The 15,619-nt window shown below is 45.1% G+C and carries 13 protein-coding genes; 7 read left to right on the top strand and 6 right to left on the bottom strand.

Annotated features, from left to right (window positions below; genetic code table 11):
- Positions 1 to 77 precede the first annotated feature (77 nt).
- The 3 genes from VHA01S_RS14830 to VHA01S_RS14820 all read right to left on the bottom strand — a co-directional run bounded on the left by VHA01S_RS14830 (position 78) and on the right by VHA01S_RS14820 (position 5,912).
- The gene (locus VHA01S_RS14830; RefSeq protein ID WP_023405171.1) at positions 78 to 2,927 is read right to left on the bottom strand and encodes an FAD-binding and (Fe-S)-binding domain-containing protein; all 2,850 of its coding nucleotides are present in this window, start codon (positions 2,925 to 2,927) and stop codon (positions 78 to 80) included.
- 50 nt (positions 2,928 to 2,977) lie between these two features.
- A complete protein-coding gene (gene lldD, locus VHA01S_RS14825; protein WP_023405170.1) occupies positions 2,978 to 4,117 on the bottom strand; it encodes an FMN-dependent L-lactate dehydrogenase LldD in 1,140 nt (379 codons plus the stop codon).
- A gap of 100 nt (positions 4,118 to 4,217) precedes the next feature.
- Complete coding sequence (locus VHA01S_RS14820; protein WP_023405169.1) at positions 4,218 to 5,912, bottom strand: L-lactate permease; 1,695 nt, start codon at positions 5,910 to 5,912, stop codon at positions 4,218 to 4,220.
- A 163-nt stretch (positions 5,913 to 6,075) separates the two neighbouring features.
- On the opposite strand from VHA01S_RS14820, the gene VHA01S_RS14815 reads away from it, so the two are divergent.
- Both VHA01S_RS14815 and VHA01S_RS14810 read left to right on the top strand, forming a co-directional pair.
- Positions 6,076 to 6,975: a LysR family transcriptional regulator gene (locus tag VHA01S_RS14815; protein WP_023405168.1), complete on the top strand. Its 900-nt coding sequence runs from the start codon at positions 6,076 to 6,078 to the stop codon at positions 6,973 to 6,975.
- A 77-nt stretch (positions 6,976 to 7,052) separates the two neighbouring features.
- Entirely contained in the window at positions 7,053 to 8,003 is a 951-nt protein-coding gene (locus VHA01S_RS14810; RefSeq protein ID WP_023405167.1) for a LysR family transcriptional regulator, read from the top strand.
- Here VHA01S_RS14810 and VHA01S_RS14805 read toward each other — a convergent pair.
- Entirely contained in the window at positions 8,000 to 8,590 is a 591-nt protein-coding gene (locus VHA01S_RS14805; protein ID WP_023405166.1) for a pentapeptide repeat-containing protein, read from the bottom strand. The genes VHA01S_RS14810 and VHA01S_RS14805 overlap by 4 nt on opposite strands.
- A gap of 63 nt (positions 8,591 to 8,653) precedes the next feature.
- Positions 8,654 to 8,968: a DUF496 family protein gene (locus VHA01S_RS14800; protein ID WP_023405165.1), complete on the bottom strand. Its 315-nt coding sequence runs from the start codon at positions 8,966 to 8,968 to the stop codon at positions 8,654 to 8,656.
- A gap of 206 nt (positions 8,969 to 9,174) precedes the next feature.
- Between VHA01S_RS14800 and VHA01S_RS14795 the strand changes: the two genes are divergently transcribed.
- From VHA01S_RS14795 to VHA01S_RS14775, 5 genes are read left to right on the top strand one after another with little or no spacing between them, the layout of a single operon-like run.
- Complete coding sequence (locus tag VHA01S_RS14795; protein ID WP_023405164.1) at positions 9,175 to 9,831, top strand: YceH family protein; 657 nt, start codon at positions 9,175 to 9,177, stop codon at positions 9,829 to 9,831.
- Positions 9,832 to 9,845: 14 nt separating this feature from the next.
- Positions 9,846 to 10,142, top strand: a complete 297-nt coding sequence (locus VHA01S_RS14790) for a GIY-YIG nuclease family protein (protein WP_023405163.1) — start codon at positions 9,846 to 9,848, stop codon at positions 10,140 to 10,142.
- A complete protein-coding gene (locus tag VHA01S_RS14785; protein WP_023405162.1) occupies positions 10,127 to 11,218 on the top strand; it encodes a substrate-binding domain-containing protein in 1,092 nt (363 codons plus the stop codon). Before VHA01S_RS14790 ends, VHA01S_RS14785 begins: the two co-directional genes overlap by 16 nt.
- Positions 11,219 to 11,240: 22 nt before the next feature.
- A complete protein-coding gene (locus VHA01S_RS14780; protein WP_023405161.1) occupies positions 11,241 to 13,784 on the top strand; it encodes a LuxQ periplasmic sensor domain-containing protein in 2,544 nt (847 codons plus the stop codon).
- The gene (locus VHA01S_RS14775) at positions 13,778 to 14,743 is read left to right on the top strand and encodes a hypothetical protein (protein WP_023405160.1); all 966 of its coding nucleotides are present in this window, start codon (positions 13,778 to 13,780) and stop codon (positions 14,741 to 14,743) included. The genes VHA01S_RS14780 and VHA01S_RS14775 overlap by 7 nt, the downstream gene beginning before the upstream one ends.
- Before the next feature lie 16 nt (positions 14,744 to 14,759).
- Here VHA01S_RS14775 and VHA01S_RS14770 read toward each other — a convergent pair whose 3' ends face one another.
- Positions 14,760 to 15,587, bottom strand: a complete 828-nt coding sequence (locus tag VHA01S_RS14770) for an SDR family oxidoreductase (RefSeq protein ID WP_023405159.1) — start codon at positions 15,585 to 15,587, stop codon at positions 14,760 to 14,762.
- Between the last annotated feature and the right edge of the window lie 32 nt (positions 15,588 to 15,619).

The raw sequence follows: 15,619 nt of genomic DNA, 5'->3' as shown, positions 1-15,619 counted from the left end.
TAACACTTAGAGAAAGCAAAAGGGTCATGCACAAATGTGCATGACCCTTTTCTATTAAAGGAACGGATAAAAGCTAATTATTTAGCAACAGCCACCTCATCCAACAAATACAAGATAGATTGATACGGAATACCGCTATGGTGCGACAGCCCAATTTCACAGGTTTTACTGTTACTAAAGCCGCGAGAGCAGCCTGCTGGCACTTGCTCTTTGAGCGGATGCACCGCCGCTTCATTGAGCTCAGGGGTGGTGAAACCTTTGTCGCCTGCCCAGCCGCAACACTGAATGTGCTCTGGAACAATCACCTGCGAAGTACACGCTTTGGCAATATTTTGCATGGTTTGCTCAAGCCCCATGCGCCTTGAACTGCACGTAATGTGTAGCATCACCGGTTCATCAAGAGGGGCAAGAGTTAAATGCTCTAGCAAATAAGCTTCGGCAAATCCTGTTGGTTCGAGAACTTCTAAAGGTTTGGTGAATTGCTCAATACTGCGTTTCGCACACGGGCTAGTGTCCATCAGCACAGGGTATTTACCTTGTTCACTGGCTTGCCAAAGTACCGCTTCTAACTGCTCGGCTTTAGATTGCGCTAGCTCATTCATGCCTTTGCTATCGTAGGGCATTCCGCAACATTGCTCGTTAAGTTGCGTTGGCATAATCACTTCAAAACCGGCTTTTTCTAGCAGGGATAAAGTGACTTCGGTAAGCGGTCTTTGATCAGGCGCGTCATTTTGTTGTCCCATACTACGACTGGCGCACGAGGGCATATAAACCACTTTTTTTAGCGCATCGGCGTGCAAAGCAGCATTGATTGATGCGTGTTTCTCAACATCAAAACGGTTTGCTTGTGGATATTCTTTTAGCCAAATCGGCGTACGATTTTTGCTGATTTTACGCAAACCATTGGTCAATTTACCCACGCCATTATTGCCTATTACTTTAGTGGCGACTTGATTGGCCGATAAGCCCGCTTTAGTCAGCGTAGTGGTGGTGGCAAAGTGATTGGCTGTCCATTTCGCAATAGGAGTGAACTTTTGATATTTCTCGGTGCGCAGCTGTTTCACTAGATCGCCGGTGTTGATCCCAACCGGGCAACGGTCGGCGCACAAGCCGGTAGCGGCGCAGGTATCAATGCCTTGATAGTTGAAAATCTCTTCCAGTTCAGAGGCTTGCGTTTGCTCGCCCGCAGCGCGTCTACGTTGTAATTCTCTATACAGCACTATACGTTGTCGTGGTGACAAGGTAAGAGTGCGAGAAGGGCACACAGGCTCACAGAAGCCACATTCGATGCAGCGGTCGACAATGGAATCTGCCGCAGGCATTGGTTTTAGATTTTCAATGTGCGAGTGCGGGTTATCATTGATGATAACGCCGGGGTTAAATAAACCGTTAGGATCAAATAGCGCTTTGATTTGTTGCATTAAGGCATAGCCTTCTTTGCCCCATTCTAGCTCTACATACGGCGCCATATTGCGCCCAGTGCCGTGCTCTGCTTTGAGAGAGCCTTGGTATTTTACCGCCACCAAGTCTGCAACTTCGTCCATAAACTTGCCGTAGCGGTCAATTTCGGTTTGCTGATCAAAGCCTTGAGTAAACACAAAGTGCAAGTTGCCCTCTAGTGCGTGACCAAAAATAATTGCTTCGCTGTAGTGGTATTTATCAAACAAGGCTTGCAGATCGCGAATGCCGTTAGCGAGATTTTCTACCGGGAAAGCCACATCTTCAATGATTACTGTCGTGCCCACTTCACGCACTGCGCCCACCGCTGGGAACATGCCTTTGCGAATGCCCCATAGCGTGGCAACGGTTTTAGCGTCGCTAGTAAACGGAATGGAATGGGTTATGGTGTAGTCAGCGAGTGCATTCATCACCACAGTGCATTGTTCATCAAGCGTGCTTTGACTGCAGGCGTGTGACTCAATCAAAATTGCCGTAGCATCTAAATCTAGCTCTTTAATGAACTCGGGCATTCCGGCTTTGTCTGCCACTGAGCGCATTGCGCGGCCGTCCATCAACTCAACCGCCGCAACAGGTAATTTAGATAAAGCCGTGACCGCAAGGCTGGCTTCTTCAATGGTGGAGAACACCAATAGCGCAGAAGCTTTATTGGCATGCTCAATGACAGTGTTGTACGTGATTTCCGCAATAAACCCCAGTGTGCCTTCAGAGCCAACCATTAAGTGTTGGATGACATCTATCGGATCGTGATAGTCCACCAAAGCGTTGAGTGCGTAACCTGTGGTGTTTTTTAAACGGTACTTATGTTTGATTTTTTGTGATAGCTCAGGGTTTTGTGCCACGCTTGCACACAAGTCTTTCACCCCTTGAATTAGCTGAGGTTTAGCAGCAACAAAGGCATCTATGCTTTGCTGTGAGCCTGTATCAAGGTGCGCACCGTCGCTGAAAATCAGCTTCATGCTATCAACGGTTTTATAGGAGTTTTGCGCCGTACCACAGCACATGCCACTGGCGTTATTGGCCGCAATACCACCAATTTTACAGGTGTTGATTGAGGCCGGATCTGGGCCGATTTTACGCTGATAGGGAGCGAGATATTTATTGGCATCCGCACCAATGACGCCCGGTTGCAGGATGATCTTATTGCCGCCATCGACAATTTCATGGTCGCGCCAATCGTCGGTTAAAGTAATTAATACTGAATCGGACAGCGCCTGCCCGGATAAACTGGTACCGGCGGCGCGAAAAGTACAGTGCACATTAAATTCGCGACAGCTATTAATGGCAAAGGTCACTTCTTCGAGATTTTTTAATCGCAGAACAATTTTAGGGACCAGTCGGTAAAAGCTGGCATCGGTGCCGTAGGCGAGTCGCTTTGCCTCTTGGGTGACAATGCGCTCAGCATCGATCTTCGACGCCAGTCGCGTTTCAAGTTGTTGATAAGTGGCTGATGAAAGAGTCTTGGCCATGAATGCTTCCTAATAAAAAAATGATGACGGTGCGCTGTTAAATTGTTTACTTACAGCGGATTAATCAGAGAATCGCGTGACAGATCGCTAATGGATTTTGCGCCGGTTAAGGTCATAGCAACGCGCATCTCTTTGTCATAAAGGTCTAATAAGTTTTCCACTCCAGCGCCGCCTTCTGCAGCCAGTGCATAAACAAACGAACGCCCAAGCAAAGTACAATCTGCGCCGAGCGCCAACATGCGAACTACATCCAGTCCGGTGCGAATGCCAGAATCGACCAAAATTTTAAGATCGCCCTTAACCGCATCGGCAATTGAAGGTAGTGCTTTCGCCGTTGATAGCACGCCGTCTAACTGTCGACCGCCGTGGTTGGAGACCACAATGCCGTCTGCGCCAAATCGCACAGCGTCTTTCGCATCTTCTTCATCGAGGATGCCCTTGATAATCATCGAGCCATCCCAACTGTCTCTGATCCATTCCAGATCTTTCCATGAAATGGAAGGGTCGAAGTTGGCGCCTAACCAGCCAATATAATCTTCAAGTTTAGTGGGTTCGCCGCGATAGGTAGAGATGTTGCCCAGATCGTGCGGTTTTCCCAATACGCCGACATCAAGCGCCCAACTAGGGTGACGCATAGATTGTGCGATGCGACGAATATTGGCATACGGCCCGCTCATGCCAGAGTGCATGTCACGATAGCGCGCGCCGGGAACTGGCATATCTACAGTGAAAACGAGTGTTTTTACGCCTGCTTCTTTAGCACGTTGCAAAACGTTTTTCATAAAGCCGCGGTCTTTTAGCACGTACAGCTGAAACCACATTGGTCTATCAATTGCCGGTGCCACTTCTTCGATTGGGCAAACCGAAACCGTAGAAAGAGTAAAAGGAATGCCTTTGTTGGCCGCCGCTTTCGCCGCTTGTACTTCGCCTCTGCGAGCGTACATGCCTGTTAAACCAACTGGGGCAAGGGCAATAGGCATCGCCAGCTTTTCGTCGAATAATTCTGTTTCCAGATTAAGATCGGACATGTTGTTGAGTACGCGCTGTCTTAGGGCAACGTCGCCAAGATCTTGAGTGTTGTTTTTTAGCGTGCGCTCATCGTATGAGCCGCCGTCAATGTAATGAAACAAGAAAGGAGGAAGCTTCTTCTTGGCTACGGCGCGATAATCGTTTGATGAAGAGATGATCATAATTTGAATACCCGTATCTTCATGTTGAGAAAATTGAAGAGTTATTGTGAGAAGAGTGGATTAAAAGAGCGCCACTGAAGGCGCTCTTGTACAAAGGGTGTTACTTCATTAATGCATCGCTGAAGCCGAAGCCATATACCACAATCATTCCGACGATGCCGGTCATGACCAAGTAGTAGAAGGTAGGGATAATAGTTTTACGTAGCACAGCACCTTCACGTCCAAGAAGCCCAACCGTTGCAGAAGCTGCGACCACGTTATGAATCGCGATCATGTTACCTGCTGCTGCGCCTACCGCTTGCAGAGCCACCATAATCACACTTGAGATATTCAAGGTTTGCGCCACTTCAAACTGGAATTGGCTGAACATCATGTTAGATACGGTGTTTGAACCTGCAATAAAGGCACCTAGCGCGCCGACTGTGGCACTGAGCATAGGGAAGGCAGAGCCCACCAAACCAGAAGCAAAGTTGGCTGTTGTCACAGGCATACTGGCAAGATCGGCGCCGTTGATACCTGAGTTGATAAAGATACGTACCATAGGGATGGTAAACAGCAGTACGAAGCCTGCACCAATCAAAGTCTTACTGGATTCACCAAAGGCATTGCGCAGTGGTTTCATCCCGCCGCCTTGCAAGATAACCGCCAGCAGAGCGACAAACACTAAGATGCCACCTGGCAAGTAAAGCGGTTGGAACGCAGTACTGATACCCACTTCGCCAAGAATGTTAGCAAACGACACTTTAACGTCAGTCAGCATGCCCTTAAATTCAGGGCTAACACGGCTAGCCACTAGAATAACCGCTAGCATCACATACGGTGCCCATGCTTTGGCTAAACTCATTGGTTTGCCAGTGGTTTTCTCTTTTAGATCAATTTTTAGTGAACCTAACCACTCAGCAGGCCATTTGTCTTCGCTTTCAAAATCCCATTTGGTTTTTGGTACTAGGAAACCTTTTTTCGCCGCCGTCACTACAATAGCAAGACCAATCATGCCACCAATCAGTGATGGGAATTCAGGACCAAGGAATACACCAGTTAGCGCGTAAGGAATGGTGAAAGAAATACCAGCAAATAGTGCAAACGGCAGAATATCTAAACCTTCTTTCCAGCTGCGGTTTTTGCCAAAGAAGCGTGTCAGCATAACAGCCATCAGCACAGGAATTAACGTACCAACGATAGCGTGAATAACGGCCACACTAGAGGTGATTTGTTGTAGGTAAATGTCCCATGTTGAGCCATTGGCAAGGAGTGATTCACCGATATTGTGCGTATCTAACCCTCGGTTTACCCCGACAATAATCGGTGTACCTACCGCGCCAAATGATACAGGCGTGGATTGAATCATCATCCCCATTAACACGGCGGCTAATGCAGGGAAGCCGATAGCAACTAGTAGAGGTGCTGCGATGGCCGCTGGCGTACCAAAGCCTGATGCACCCTCAATAAACGAGCCGAAACACCATGCAATAATGATGGCTTGTATGCGGCGGTCACTGGAAATATCGGTAAAGCCGTTACGAATAACGGTGATGGCTCCGGTGTGCTTAAGAGTGTTCAATAAGAAGATGGCACCGAATACAATCCAAAGTACTGAGACGGTAATGCCTAGACCTTGGAATATAGAAGCAATAACGCGGTTGGCCGACATGTCCCAAAACACCAGTGCGATGACGACAGTTAAGGCAAATGCGACAGGCATTGCTTTTTTTGCTGGCCAGTTAAGGCCAACCAGTAAGATTGCCGCGACGACAATCGGGGAGAAGGCCACTAAGGCCAGTAGGGTTTCACTCATAGGTATACTTCCTCGTACGTTTGCACTTTATGAAAGAGCCTTCTCGTCATAAAGCGAAAGTATCTTGTAATGTTTTTGTTAATCGACAGTGAATTTATCTCTTTATTTTTTGTTGATATAGGGAAATAATGAAAATGATTATTTCTAAAAGTGATGTAATGATATGAAAGCTGATGATTTAATTCTATTTTCTCAAGTGATAGAACTGGGCAGTTTTAGCAAGGTCGCAGAAAAAAATAACCTTACAAATTCGGTAGTTAGCAAAAGAATTGCCAGATTAGAGCAAAATGCAGGCACTCAATTATTGTATCGAACCACCCGTAAACTAAGCCTTACGGAAGCCGGTAAGATATTGTTAATAAAAGCGAAAAATGTGACACAAGCCACCGAGGAAGCCAAGGATGCGGTTTCTGGATTTGGCGAAAACATCACAGGACACATCAAAATGTCGGTGCCGACCATCTCTGGTGAGCTCGTTTTAGCGGATGCCGTCGCAGAATTTTGTAATAAAAATAAAGGCTTATCTATCGATATGTCGTTAAATAATCGCTTTGTAGATTTGATTAGTGACGGCTACGATCTGGTCATTAGAACGGGATATCTGGAAGATTCGAGCTTAATCGCGCGTCATATTATCGATTCGCAATGGGTGGTATGCGCATCGCCAACTTATATCGCTAAAAACGGCAAGCTCACTCATCCTTATGAGCTGATTAATCACAACTGTCTGCAATACGCCTATCAAACCACGGGTGCGAGTGAGTGGGAGTTTAAAGGGGAGCGGGGCAATTACACCATTAAAGTGTCGGGTGGTTTCTCCACTAACAATGCATCCGCATTGCGCCGCTCTGCCATCGGCGGACACGGCATTGCTTACGTGCCAAGATGTTTGGTGTATCAAGATTTTATCAATGGCGACTTAATTGATATTTTTCCCGATCAAGTGGGTAAAAAACTGGGGATTTATGCGGTGTATCCGTTTACGCGTCAGCCGCCGAACAAAGTAAGGTTGCTGATTGAGCATATTCGTCAGCGCTATTTAGACATAGGGCACTGCTTTTAATTGATATTTAGCCTAAACCTTATTACATTCGCCAGCGAATAACAGACTTGCCAAACATTGGACGTAGGAGAGAGGTCATGTCACTGACTGTACAATTAGCACTTTTTCGAGACGTGGTGCAACAAGGATCGTTTTCCAAGGCGGCAACCTTGCATGACATGGATAACTCGTCACTATCAAAGCAGATCAAAAAATTAGAAGCGAGTTTAGAAGTGCAATTGCTCAATCGCTCGACGCGTTCTATCTCGTTAACGTCGGCAGGTGAAGATATACTTGAGCAGACCCATATCTTGCTTGATACATTAACCCATATTCACAGCATAGCCGATTCTTATCACTCTGAGCCAAAAGGCTCATTGCGCATTACTTCACCAATATTTTTTGGTCAGGAATATCTGCAACCCGTGGTGACGCGCTTTATGAAGCAATACCCGGATGTGCAGGTTAATCTTTCTTTGGATGATAAACGGGTTGATATTATTGCCGATCACTTTGATCTCGCGTTTCGAGTGGGTAAATTAAAAGAATCTAACCTGATTGCCAAACAGATAGCCAAAACCAACTTTGCGCTGGTGGCCTCAGAAGAATTTATTCAGCAACACGGCATGCCGCAAACCCCGCAACAGCTATTAGAGTTACCTGCGGTGGTGTACAGCAACGGTAATGTCACTTTAGATAGAGTGAGAATTAGCGAAAGCGCGCATTCCTCGAATATGGTGACGCTACGTATGCAGGGCAATTATAAAATCAGTGATGTGCGCACTATGATGGGCGCGGTAAAAGACGGTTTAGGTTATGCGTTAATTGATTTGTTTAACTTAGACAGACCCATTTCACAGTCAAAACTGGTGCCGCTACTGACCGACTATCAATTGTCGACTATGGATACCGGCATTTATGCGATTTATCCGCACCGCAAGAAAACCTTATTAGTCAGTGAATTTATTGATTTTGTGCAGCAACATATCGGCAGCCCTGCAATTTGGGAGAGCCATATTCCAAATTACAACGAGATGTATAAAGCTTAATCTACCAATTCTATGTTTAAGCTTTCGAGCAGGTTTAGGGCTTCAAAGCGGGAGAATTTAGCGCCGGATAAGCGGTTATTGTTGAGGTCGATAGCTAAATTGCTCGATTCGGTAAAATCGACTCGCTCCAAGTTGGTACGCATAAAGAGGCTGTGAGTAAAATCGCAATAGGTCATGCTAGAGCCAGAAAAGTCGCCTTCTCTTAAATCGGCGTCATGCAGTTTACATTCTTCAAATTTGAGCTGTTGCAGGGTTAGGCCAAACCAAGAGCAATCATTGAGGATGCATTGCTTAAATTCCAATTCACAATCCACATGAAAGCTGGGCCAGTAGGCCGTGGTCCAGTCGATACCCACCAATTTACTCTCAGTAAAAGCGATTTGATACCAACGGCTGTTGGGGATTTTTAGCAGGCTTAAATTGCAGCGTACAAACGAACAATTGATAAAACGACAGTTGGCAAACTTAGCCTCTGATAAATCACAGTCGATAAACTCACACTCTTCAAATTCAATATCATTAAACTCTTCACAAGTTAAAGAGAGTTTACTAAAAGAGGTGTCGTAGTATTGATCGTGGTTTTTCAAAATTGAGTTCCGAGGCGGGAGAAAAGACTGAGTGCCTAGGGCTAGGCACTCAGATTTTACGACTTATTTTTTACCGTTTGCTTGCTTGTCTACTTCAGTAAGCTCACGGATTTTACGGCTTAGATCGCGACGAGTTTTCGAAATCTCAGCACTAGTGATGATGTGATCGTCAACACGGTCTTCGTAATCAGCTTTCATGTTTTTCACGATGTCGATAATTTCATCGTGGCTCATGTCTGGTCGAATGTAATCCATTAGGTTGTCTAAAAGATCAGCACGTTTGCGGTTATCACGGATTTTCTTCTCGTGATCAAGAATTTCGCGTTTAAGTTTATTTTTTTGACGAGCTAAATTTACAATTTCGTATACGTTGTTCATTTTATATCCTTTAGACGAAAAATAACTGAGGAAATTAAACCACAAGCTTTGGCAAACATACAGCGACAAGAGCCTGCTATTTTGATTGTTGAGCGCTTTTTTTACATTCAAAGCAAAACGGGCATAAATTGGTAGACTAGCTATCGCAACCTAATCAATACTTGCATACAATCTTAGAAAATAAAATATGAAGATGGAATTTGAGAATGTTATTGCAATTATCTCCCCTAGAAGCTCGTATCATTGGCTGCCTAATCGAAAAAGAAGTCACTACGCCAGATTATTATCCTTTGAGCCTCAATAGTTTAACCACTGCCTGCAATCAAAAAAGTAATCGTGATCCAGTTATGGAGCTCAGCGATGCAGAAGTGCTAGACGGAATAAATGCACTCATTGAACGCCATCTCGTTAGCGACGAGAGCACTTTTAACAGTCGCACTGCTAAATACAGACACCGCTTCTGCAACACCGAATTTGGCGATCTGCAATTTACTGCGCAAGATAAGGCCATTGTTTGTGTGATGCTTCTGCGCGGCGCTCAAACGCCGGGTGAATTGCGTACTCGCACCAATCGTTTAGCACAATTTGCGGATGTAAAAGAGGTGGAAGCGACCTTAGATAAACTGGCAACGCTTGATTCGCCGATTGTGGTGAAACTAGCAAGAGAGCCGGGTAAGCGTGAATCTCGTTATCAACATTTGTTCTGCGTTGAGGTGGATGTGCAAGCATTGGCGTCATCTGCGCCTGTAGCATCCGTCACGACTACGCCGACCACAGAAAAAATTAACGCACTTGAGCAACAAGTGAATGAATTAAAAGCCGAAGTTTCGGAATTAAGGGCTTTGATTGAATCTGTATTGTAACGGGCATTAGGAGAATGCAATCGGACACTTTGTGGTCTGTTTATCTTATTCGCACTCGCCACAATGCTCTATATTGTGGCGTGACCAACAATCTATCGCGGCGCTTTGAGCAGCACGTCAAAGGAACTGGCGCAAAAGCGTTGCGCGGCAAGGGTCCGCTGACTCTTGAATGGTCAACTAAGGTTGAGAATAAATCTCTGGCGCTCAAGTTAGAATATAAGATCAAGCAGTTAAGCAAGAAACAAAAGGAAAGTTTGGTGTTGGGCAACAGCACCTTACAGTTGGAGTCTATGCTATGCGAAATACCCTGACAGCGCTGTTGCTGTTATTCACTAGTACTTGTTTTGCCAATGATTTATTGCTCGATTATTGGCAATACGATAAGTACTTAGAGCAACACCCCACACAAAATGCGCTGACTCAACAGATGCATCAGCGCATCTATCAAGCCCCTGTCCCTCTAAAAATCCCGCAAGATAAGCCAATTGAAATTGATATTGTTTATCCGGGTACTCAGCTGTCCGATTATTGGTGGCGCAATATCAAAGCATTGGAATTGCGATTGAATGAGCTTGGGATTGATTATCGCCTGCGCAAATATTCATCTCGGCCAAATATGGATTACCGCCGTGAAACTGAAAGCTTACAAACGGCACTGAACAACGCACCGGATTATTTGATTTTTACGCTCGATACCAGTCGTCATAAGAAGTTCGCTGAGAATTTACTCACCAGTAGTAACCGTGATACTAAGCTTATCTTGATTAATATCACCACGCCTATAAAGCACTGGAAAAATCACCAACCCTTGATGTATGTCGGTTTTGATCATGTGCTTGGGACAAAACTGCTAGCCAATGAATACCAAAAAGCATTTCCCGAGCAAGCGGACTTTGGAATGATGTATTTCTCTCCCGGTTATATCAGTGAAGCGCGTGGCGATACTTTTATTAAGTACATGAAAAGCCAAGGTGATTACTCGTTAAAAAGTGCCTATTTTACTAATGCCAATCGTCAATCCGCTTATGAAGCCACCATCTCTATGCTGAAAAAACAAAAAAACTTGGATTTTATTTACGCATGTTCAACGGACTTGGCATTTGGTGTTACCCAAGCACTGTCGCAATTAGACAGACGTGATGTAATGGTCAATGGTTGGGGAGGCGGCGCGGAAATTGAAGCTGTTGCCGATGGTATTATCGATTTTACCGTGGTGCGCATGACCGATGATACTGGCATTGCGATGGCGGAAGCGATCAAGCTTGATTTGCAAAATAAGCCAGTGCCACAAGTATTTTCTGGCGATTATGAAGTGCTGACTAAATACGATGACAACCAAAAGATAGAAGCATTAAAAAGCAAAGCGTTTCGTTATTCTGATCGTTAACCGCATATTTCAATAGGTCACTATGAAACAAAAGGACAGAAAAGAGTCACTCACGGGACAGATTATTCGCACAGCCTGGATGGCTTGGTTTGCGGTGATTGTTGGCTTTTTCTTATATAACTACCATTTAAGCACTCGTACGTTTGAAGCTGAGTTAGAGCGAAACTTTAATCAGACCGCTCGCATTGCCAAGCAGTTGATGGAAAATCGTTTACAAACCATTCAAGTGACCCAAGACATCACCTCTCGCTCTCGCACGCTAATTGATCTGTTTGATGCTGGTGACTATCAAGCCATTGATAACTATATGTTTGAATTAGAAGAGGTTGACCCGAATGGCGTGTCAGACTTTCGCTTTATGTTTCGATATGGCGATCTGGTTTGGGATGATGGGCACGCCACTTTTTATGGCCTTACTCGTCAGCAGTTATCGGCGTTAGAAAGTGAGGTCGATTATAACAACAAGTGGTACTTCTTAGCGCCATCAAAAGCGCTAGGGAATAAGCACATCATGGTGCGCCGCTCATCGTTAATTAACTCCAAAAACGGAGAGTTAGTGGGCTATTACTACGTTGGCTTAGTGATGGACAATAATTTGAGCTTGCTACAAGACGTGATCGCCGATGCCAATATCAGTGAAATCATGCTGGTGGAAGGGGGCGACATCATAGCCTCCTCCTCGGCAGAAGTCAGCCAGAAACTAAAGCAACAGCAAGGGCTGAAGTTCACCGATCATAGTTATTTTGGTTCAGAAGTGATCAACCAAGTGGATGTAATGATAGGCGGTGTTAAAACGCCAATCAAAGCCGTTTTCTTGCAAGATACCAGCAAACTTGAGCGAGTCGAATACAGTTTTGCTGCCTCTTTGTTATTTGCATTACTGACAGTATCGATTTTAGCAGTGATCATTACTAAGTCGGTACAGCGCCGAGTGGAGCGCGAAATCGAAGGAGTAATGCATCTTGCAGATAGCTTTGACAGTGCCAGAAAGAGTGTCGATTTTAAAGGCTCAAACATTGCCGAATTTGACCGTTTAGGTAAAACCTTATTAAAAAGTATTCAACGGGAACAACAAAAAGAAACCTCGTTTAAAAACTTGTTCGACTTTTCGGTATTGCCGACGGTGCTGCTCAATAATGAGAAAAAGATTTTAGAGCTAAACCCGGCAGCCATTGAAGCTTTTGCTAATGATCGCGGCGCTAAAACCTTAAAAAGACACCTAGATAAACATCTCGATTTAGTATTAGAAACGCAAAAAATTGCCGAAGTAGATAGCTATGTGGGCGAGCAGATTTATCGCTGGAGTATTGCGCCTATTTTGGTGGATGGGGCTGCGCCAACGTTAGTCATTCAAGGCCGTAGCATCACTCAGTTTATTGAAGCAGAACGTCAAAGTGAGCGCGCGCGTAAGGAAGCCGAACAAACGGCGGTGGCGCGCGCCGAATTTTTGGCTAAGGTGAGTCACGAAATCCGCACCCCGTTAAATGGCATTTTGGGCATGGCGCAACTGCTTAAAGAAAACGCCAATTCTGATGAACAACAACAGCAAACGCAGGTGCTTTATCAAAGTAGTGAACACTTACTTAATCTGCTTAATGACATCTTGGATTTTTCTCGGATAGATAAGGGCGGGGAGATCATTGAATACAGTGACTTCTCTCTCAATCAGGTATTGGAAACCGTGGCCTCTTTTGCCAAGCCAAGTTGTCAGCAAAAAGCGTTAAGCTTTGTCATCAACAAGCACTTTGATGGTGAAGTGATGGTGAAAAGTGATCAAATGCGTCTAACGCAAATCTTTTTAAATTTATTAACCAATGCCATCAAATTTACCGCCAAAGGTGCGGTGGTCATGGATGTCGAATTGCGTAATCAGTTGGGCAATAGAGCACTGTTGTGTTTTACCGTCACAGATACCGGTATTGGCATTGCGCAAAATAAACTCGAGTCGGTGTTTTCATCCTTTACTCAAGCGGATGTCAACATTAGCCGAGAATATGGTGGGAGCGGTTTGGGGCTCAGCATCGTAAAAAGCTTAGTCAGTCACTTAAACGGCAGTATTAAAGTAGACAGTCAACTCGGCAATGGTAGTTGTTTTGCTGTGGTTTTACCTATAGAAATGTTACCCAACGTATCTTCAGCCGATACTTTCTCATCTTTAACCGCAAACACGATTGAACGTTCGCCATTAGGGCGCAATTTACGCATCTTGTTAGTAGAAGATAACAAAACCAATGCCTTTGTTATCCAAGCGTTAGGTAAAAAGCATGGCCTAGAGTTTGATTGGGTCACTGATGGCTTGCAAGCCATCGTCAAGGTACAATCCAATCGCTACGATTTAATATTAATGGACAACCAAATGCCGAAAATGGATGGCATTGAAGTGACCAAAAAATTGCGTGAAGAACTCAACATTACCACGCCAGTGGTGGCCTGTACCGCTGACGGCTATCAATCCACCGAGCAGGCATTTTTGTCCGCTGGCGCCAACGCTGTGTTAGTTAAACCGATAATAGAAGATAAATTTTTGCAAGTATTACAACAAGTTCTGGAATCATCAACATGCTAAATTATGAAGCCATCGATATCCCTTTTAATCATCGACATACTTGTTGGTTCTGCGGTGAGCCGAGCAATGCGGCTGTTAATTTCCCGAGTAGACCGTCGGCTGTGCTGGCGCATACGCCATTGCAATTACCGGCTTGCCAAGAGTGCAAAACCATCGCCAGCAGTTGTGTGACCGATTCGGTGTGGGATTTACAGTTGCAAGTGACTAACGCTTTGATGAAGCGTTACGCCAAGCATTTAGGCATAGGCGTGAACTGGACCAAACAAGAGCTTGCTGAAACTCAGTTAGAAGGCACTTCATTTAAGGGCTTCACTGATAGCGCTTGGATGATGTACGAAATAGCCAAAGGGCGCGTGGATTTCTCGGGTTGGCCTTTGGCTCTTAATGGCGTGCCACTGGATATTATCGACGACAGCTACGGTTTTGAATTTGATGGTGCGCGTTTTATCAATTTTCAAACCGCCGTGGATTTCTATCAAAAATCAGAATCCCTTAACAAGCACTTATTTGATGAGTTGGTGGCGCTACTAGGTCAAAAGCAACTGGCGTACGCACTGCGCATTGCTCGTTTATATCCCTCTATTACTAAGAGGCAGGCTGAGAAAGTGCTAGCTGAAATTGCCCTGCAACAGTCCGATAAAGACGCTATTTTCCGTGATAACAGCCAAACATCGCCATTATTGGCAGTAAAAGCGGTTTGTGTAGAAGATGTGCGTGAAGTGAACATTCACGGTGAAACGGCTCAGCCAAAAGCGATTGTATGGGTGATGAGTCGCAATATTCGCACTCTTGCCCAGTTGCAACAATGCGAAGATGCGTTTTTTGATGAGCATGAACATCTAGGTGGCGTAATTGCCTTTCAGCTTTATCATGGCGTGCAACTCTATTTAGAAGCAAGGCAAGATATTAACTGGTGCGAGCAAGACGATCCTAATCAGCCGTTATGGCTAGGCGAATAGCTAGCTTGACCTGTAATCAGTTGCTTTTCACCAACAGCTTATCGAGCCATGCCACGGGCAAAATCCGGCGCAGAAAACCAAAGATATAGGTAGGCTGAGTGACGTAATAGCGCGCCTTTGGCTTAGCACTGCTTAGTATTTTTTGTACCGGTTTAAGCACCGCCTCTGGCGGCAGAGTAAAGCGATTGCTAGGCGATGCTTTGCCCAATCTATCAATGGTATTTTGATAGTTTTTCTGATGGCGAGAGTGTGCAATATCAATAGTATTTTCAAAAGCATGCAACGCATTTTCTCGAAATTTACTGACAATTGGTCCCGGCTCTATCAAGCTCACCGAAATAGGCGTATCCATCAACTCTAAACGCAGAGTATCGGTATAACCTTCCAAAGCAAATTTGCTGGTGTTATAAGCGCCGCGATATTTCATCGCCACTAAACCGAGCACAGAACTGTTTTGAATAATTTTGCCACCGCCTTGCGCCAGCATCAGCGGAATAATCGCTTTGGTCAGTTCGTGCCAACCAAACAAATTGGTTTCCAACTGCGCACGCAGTGCCTGAGTCGGCAGATCTTCCAGCGCACCACATTGACCATAAGCGGCATTATTAAACAGCACATCAATTTTGCCATCACACAAGGTTAGCGCCTGAGCAATAGCCTGATGAATGGAAGCACTATCAGTCACATCCAGTTGTACACAGTGCAGCCCTTGCTCTTGCAAGCGCGCCACATCTTCCAGATTGCGACAACTGGCAATGACCTTATAACCCGCTTGATGCAACTGCACCGCACAATGATAGCCAATGCCACTACTGCAACCTGTGATTAAGATGGATTCTTTCATGGAGACCTTTAATGATTTTAGTAATCAGATAC

Origin of the sequence: Vibrio halioticoli NBRC 102217, from assembly GCF_000496695.1 — a bacterium.
Classification (GTDB): Bacteria; Pseudomonadota; Gammaproteobacteria; order Enterobacterales; family Vibrionaceae; genus Vibrio; species Vibrio halioticoli.
Note: the sequence above shows the minus strand (reverse complement) of the source record. Positions and strands in the feature narration are given on the sequence as shown.